The sequence below is a fragment of the Corallococcus sp. CA049B genome, from assembly GCF_003611685.1.
Classification (GTDB): Bacteria; Myxococcota; Myxococcia; order Myxococcales; family Myxococcaceae; genus Corallococcus; species Corallococcus coralloides.
In genome coordinates this window covers 1-370 of the sequence record NZ_RAWC01000476.1, presented here as the reverse complement: position 1 = coordinate 370, position 370 = coordinate 1, and the positions used below count along the sequence as shown (strand labels likewise).

The following is a 370-nucleotide window of genomic DNA, read 5'->3' as shown; positions in this document are numbered from 1 at the left end:
GCACCAGCGCGGGGTTGTGCAGCCGCGACAGCACCTCCGCCTCGTGCTCCAGGCGGTGGCGGGACGTGGGGACGAAGGCGGACAGGGCGGTGACCTTCACGAGCACGCGCTCGTGCGTGAGCAGGTCCAACCCCTGCCAGGTGGAGATGCCCCGGCCGACCTTCACCCGCTGGCGCAGCTCGTAGCGGTTGCCCAGCCGCTGGCCCGGGTGTGGCTCCCTTGGGGTGTCGCCGGCCTGTTGGAAGCCTTGCGCCATTCAGTGCCCTCGCGAGCCCCCAACCGCGTCGCCCCGGCGGCGCGGTCGGCCGGATGTCCCGCTTCCACAAGCTGGGTTTCCGCCCGGGTCCCTGCCAGGGGGGAGCGGCCCGCG

General features: G+C 73.8%; 1 protein-coding gene. It reads right to left on the bottom strand.

The window, feature by feature from the left end; all coding sequences use genetic code 11:
* A partial coding sequence (locus tag D7W82_RS39805) for a hypothetical protein (protein WP_199728036.1) occupies nt 1-256 on the bottom strand: 256 nt, incomplete at its 3' end.
* Nucleotides 257-370: the final 114 nt, after the last annotated feature.